The sequence below is a fragment of the Rhizobacter sp. P3_B12 genome, assembly GCF_056402895.1.
Genome location: NZ_JBFUGN010000417.1, coordinates 1 through 5154, shown reverse-complemented (window position 1 = coordinate 5154; position 5154 = coordinate 1). Strand labels below are relative to the sequence as shown.

5 protein-coding genes are annotated in these 5154 nt (G+C 65.6%); 1 reads left to right on the top strand and 4 read right to left on the bottom strand.

Translation table 11 applies throughout. The features are described from left to right. The 3 genes from AC1D01_RS20050 to rimP all read right to left on the bottom strand — a co-directional run. Nucleotides 1–492: translation initiation factor IF-2 associated domain-containing protein (locus AC1D01_RS20050; RefSeq protein ID WP_477869351.1), on the bottom strand; the 492-nt coding region annotated here is incomplete at its 3' end. Nucleotides 493–562: 70 nt separating this feature from the next. Then, nucleotides 563–2041, bottom strand: a complete 1479-nt coding sequence (gene nusA, locus AC1D01_RS20045) for a transcription termination factor NusA (protein WP_477869349.1) — start codon at nt 2039–2041, stop codon at nt 563–565. Further along, nucleotides 2031–2579: a ribosome maturation factor RimP gene (gene rimP, locus AC1D01_RS20040; RefSeq protein ID WP_047512530.1), complete on the bottom strand. Its 549-nt coding sequence runs from the start codon at nt 2577–2579 to the stop codon at nt 2031–2033. Before rimP ends, nusA begins: the two co-directional genes overlap by 11 nt. Before the next feature lie 195 nt (nt 2580–2774). Between rimP and fabI the strand changes: the two genes are divergently transcribed. After that, nucleotides 2775–3563, top strand: coding sequence for an enoyl-ACP reductase FabI (fabI, locus tag AC1D01_RS20035; protein WP_477869347.1), 789 nt, complete (start codon nt 2775–2777; stop codon nt 3561–3563). Nucleotides 3564–3565: 2 nt separating this feature from the next. Here the strand turns inward: fabI and AC1D01_RS20030 are convergent, their stop codons facing one another. Then, a complete protein-coding gene (locus tag AC1D01_RS20030; RefSeq protein WP_477869345.1) occupies nt 3566–4540 on the bottom strand; it encodes a glucokinase in 975 nt (324 codons plus the stop codon). Between the last annotated feature and the right edge of the window lie 614 nt (nt 4541–5154).

Below are 5154 nucleotides of genomic sequence, written 5' to 3'. Positions count from 1 at the left end.
GGCTTCACGTGCGCGGGCCTCGGCGGCCTCGCGTTCGCGGGCTTCCTGTTCCTCGCGCTGGCGGCGCTTCTCGGCCAGCTCTTCTTCCTGGCGGCGCAGCAGCTCGGCCTGGGCCTGGGCCTCGACCTCGCGGCGCTGCAGTTCGGCGTCGTCGACGACCGGCGCTGCCGGCTCCTCGGACGGCGCCGATTCGTCGCGCTTGACGAAGGTGCGCTTCTTGCGCACCTCGACCTGGATCGTGCGCGCCTTGCCGCTCGAATCGGCCTGCTTGATCTCGCTGGTCGACTTGCGGGTCAGCGTGATCTTCTTGCGCTCGCCCCCGCCCGTGCCATGGGCCGTGCGGAGGTAATCAAGCAGTCGCTCCTTGTCGGACTCGGTCAGCGCGTCGTCGCTCGACGCCTTGACGACGCCGGCCGACTGGAGCTGCTCGAGCAGCGCGGCTGCCGGGCGATTGAGCTCGGCAGCCAACTGGGCGACGGTGGTCACAGCCATTGTGAATATCCTTGCTTGGTACTTGCAGTGCGGCGTTCGATCGGGCGTTGGGGCATCAGGTCGTTCAATGTCAGGTCGTGAACCAATGTTCGCGTGCCTTCATGATCAGTTCCTTGGCCTTGTCTTCGTCGATGCCGGCAATTTCGGTCAGTTCGTCGACCGCGAGGTCGGCGAGGTCGTCGCGCGTGTTGATCCCGCTTTCGGTCAGCTTCGGGATCAGGGCCGCATCCAGCCCCTCGAGATCGCGCAGGTTCTGCGACACGTCTTCCATTTTCTCTTCGCGGGCGATCTCCATCGTCAGCAAAGCGTCTTTGGCCCGCGTGCGCAGCTCGTTGACGGTGTCTTCGTCGAAGCCCTCGATCTCGAGCATTTCCTGCATCGGGACGTAGGCCACTTCTTCCAGGCTGCTGAAGCCTTCGGCGATCAGGATGTCGGCCACTTCGGCGTCGACGTCGAGCTTGTCGACGAACAGCTTGCGAACGCTGTCGGACTCCTCGTTCTGCTTCGCCTGCGATTCCTCGGCCGTCATGATGTTGATGCGCCAGCCGGTCATCTCGGAGGCCAGGCGCACGTTCTGGCCGCCGCGGCCGATCGCGATCGCGAGGTTCTCCTCGTCGACGACGACGTCCATCGCGTGGCGTTCTTCATCGACGACGATCGACTGCACGTTGGCAGGCGCCAGCGCGCCGATCACGAACTGCGCCGGGTCCTCGGACCACAGCACGATGTCGACGCGTTCGCCGGCGAGTTCATTGGTGACCGCATTGACGCGCGAACCGCGCACGCCGACGCAGGTGYCGATCGGGTCGACCCGCTTGTCGTGCGAGATCACGGCGATCTTGGCGCGCGAACCGGGGTCGCGGGCGCAGGACTTGATCTCCAGCAGGCCCTGCTCGATCTCGGGCACTTCCTGGGCGAACAGCTCGATCATGAAACCGGGCGCGCTGCGCGACAGCACGATCTGCGGACCGCGCAGCGTGGCGTCGACCTCGGCGATGAAGGCGCGCACGCGGTCGCCGGAACGCAGGTTCTCCTTCGGGATCATCTCGCTGCGCTTCAGTCGCCCTTCGACCCGGCCGGATTCGACGATCACGTCGCCCTTGTCGAGGCGCTTGACGGTGCCGACGAAGATCTTCTCGCCGCGCGACAGGAAATCATTGAGCAGCTGCTCGCGCTCGGCGTCGCGGATCTTCTGCAGGATGACCTGCTTGGCCGCCTGGGCGCCGATGCGGCCGATCGACACGGATTCGACCGGCTCCTCGATGTAGTCGTCGACCTCGATGTCGTCGATCTGCTCGAGCGCCTCGAACAGCAGGATCTCGGAATCGGGCAACTGCAGGCCGGCCTCGTTGGGCACCACGTGCCAGCGGCGGAAGGTCTCGTATTCGCCGCTGTCGCGGTCGACGGTGACGCGCATGTCGACCTCGCCGCCGTGCAGCTTCTTGCTGGCAGAGGCCAGTGCAGCCTCGACCGCGCCGAACACGACTTCGCGATCCACGCTCTTCTCGCGCGAGATGGCATCGACCAGCATCAAGAGTTCACGATTCATTATTACGATCTCCGTCAACATCTTCGGCCTGGACGTCGGCTCCGTCAGGCACAGCAGCCGGCTGCGCAAAGCGCCGGCCCTTGAAATCGAGGACAGGCACCAGATGGGCCTCCCGCACTTCCTCGAACGAAAAATCCAGGGCCTGGTCGACCTTGCCGTCGTTGAACACCAGGCGCCACTGCTCTCCCAGGGCCTCCAGCACGCCACGGAATTTCTTGCGGCCCTGGAACGGCACCTTCAGCGTCAGCTCGATTTCCGAGCCGGCGAAGCGCTGGTAATCGGCAGGCTTGTTCAGCGGCCGGTCCAGCCCCGGCGACGACACTTCCAGGCGCTCGTAGGCGCAACCCTCGACCTCCAGCACGTGCTGCAGCTGGCGGGTCACTTTCTCGCAATCCTCGACGACGATGAACTCGCCATTCGGATCATTCTGCAGGCGGTCGATGAAGACACGCAGCAAACCCTTGGGGCTGCGCTCGCAACTCACGAGGTCGTAACCCAGCCCGGTCACGGTGCGTTCAACAACGGCTTGCCAATTCATCCAGCGAGTGTCTTCAGAGGTTATGAAAATGTGAAGAAGCAAAAAAAATGGGCTGGAAGAATCCGCCCATGCAGTTTTCTTGCGAAAGACGCATTGTATCCCGGTGGAGGACTACCCGGCAAGGGTTGTGAGTGTCAAGCGCGAGTGCGTGCCAGAATGAGCACCCCCTTTTGATGACACCAGACTGGAGACTCCATGGGATTCCTGGCCGGCAAGCGCTTCCTGATCACCGGCGTTCTGTCCAACCGCTCGATCGCCTACGGCATTGCACGCGCCTGCCGGCGCGAAGGTGCCGAACTGGCCTTCAGCTACGTCGGCGAACGCTTCCGGGACCGCGTGGCCGAGTTCGCCGCCGAATTCGACTCCACGCTGTTGTTCGATTGCGATGTCGCGAGCGACGAGCAGATCGACGCGATGTTCAACCAGCTCGGCGAAACCTGGCCGCAATTCGACGGCTTCGTCCATTCGATCGGTTTCGCCCCGCGCGAGGCGATTGCCGGCGAATTCCTCGACGGCCTGTCGCGCGAATCCTTCCGCATCGCCCACGATATCTCCAGCTACAGCTTCCCGGCGATGGCCAAGGCAGCCGCCTCGCGCCTGTCGCCGAAGGCCGCCCTGCTCACCCTGAGCTATCTGGGGGCGGTTCGCAGCGTTCCCAACTACAACACGATGGGCCTGGCCAAGGCATCGCTCGAGGCCTCGGTGCGCTACCTGGCGTCCGGCCTCGGCCCGAAGGGCGTGCGGGTCAACGGCATCTCGGCCGGTCCGATCAAGACGCTGGCGGCCTCGGGCATCAAGGGCTTCGGCAGGATCCTCGACGTGGTCGAGCAGAACGCGCCGCTGCGCCGCAACGTGACGATCGACGACGTGGGCAACGTCGCGGCCTTCCTGCTGTCCGACCTGGCGGCCGGCGTCACGTCGGAAATCACCTATGTCGACGCCGGCTTCAGCCACGCGATGGGGGGCATCGCGAAAGAAGCCTGAGCCTACAGATCGTCCAGCGCCCGCAAGGCCCCGAGCAGGGCCGGCGAGGTGCTGGCCTGCACGACGAAGGTCGGCATCGCCTGCAGGTAGTCGCGGAACCGCCCCTTCGCGACGAAGCGCTCGCGGAAGGTCGACCGGTCGATCCGGTCGCCCAGGCGCGGCACGATGCCGCCGCCGATGTACATCCCGCCGCGCGTGCCCAGCGACAGCGCCAGGTTGCCGGCCACGCTGCCCAGCAGCGCGAAGAACATGTCCAGCGCCTCGACGCAGTGCGCATCGCTCGCGGCCACCGCACGCTCGCTGACCTCGGCCGCGCTCAGCGGCTGCGCGTTCGCGCGGTCGACCTGGCACAGCGCTTCATAGAGGCTCACCAACCCCGGCCCCGACAACGCCCGCTCGGCCGACGCATGGCCGTAGCGCTGACGCAACGCCGCGATCACCGCGTCCTCGCGCGGCGTCGCGCCGCCGAGCGACACATGGCCGCCCTCGCCGTTCAGCGGCACCACCCGGTCGCTGCCCGGCACCCGCAGCAGGCCTGACACACCGAGCCCGGTGCCGGCACCGATCAGGCCGACCGGCGCCCCCTCGACCACCGCCCCGCCGCCCACCTGCCGCAACTCGGCAGGCTTCAGCGACGGCAGCGACAGCGCGAGCGCCGTGAAGTCGTTGATCAGCAGCAAGCGCTCGAGCCCCAGCTGCTGGCGCACCGCCTCGATCGAGAACGACCAGTGGTGGTTGGTCATCTGCACCTGGTCGCCGACGATCGGGTTGGCGATGCCGATCGCGCACCAGCGCGGTCGCACCGTCGGCGAATGCGCTTGCAGGTAGTGCGCCATCGCGTCCTGCAGCGTCGGGTGATCGGCGGCCGGCAGCGTGTCGATGGACGTCAGCTCGGCGCCCGGCGCCAGCTGCAGCGCGAAGCGCGCGTTCGTCCCACCGACATCGCCCACCCACCGCGGAAATGAATCTGCCTGCATGTCAACGTTCTCTCGTTCGAGTCACCGCAGGCAAACCCTGTGGCAACGATCCCCGCCGCAGCGCGACCATCCGCACGCGACCTCCCCGGCGCCGTAGCGCCCCCCCTCGGCCATGCGGCCCGGCGTGCAATGCACCCGAACCGCGCCCGCCTTTGTAGCCAAACTACTTTTCATGATAGCCAAGCCGGCCGGAAAGTATCGACGGCCGGGCATTCGGGACTTCCCTGATAGGTGTGGTTATTGTGAGAAACGACGGGAAAACCCGCGTTTACCGGCTGTAGTCGGATTACTAGAGTCAACCTTGACAAAACATTACAGCCAGTGATGTAGCCGTGCTACTCGCTGGACACAAGGAAGACAACGCAAGTTTCCAGCCATTCAGGGCGAACTGCGAACCGCTCGCCGCCCACTCCGTTTCCCCCAACCGCTGCAGCAATGGGTCCCCCCAGACCGAGCGCTCGGCACATTTCAAAGCAAAACCTCTGAGGAGTCAGTAGATGAAGAGTCAGTTCAAGCTCGCGACCATTGCCGCCGCGATGGGTCTGTTGGGCGCCACCTCTGCACAAGCCGTCGATTGGGGCGGCTACTTCCGCACCGGCCCGGGCGCGGCGAAG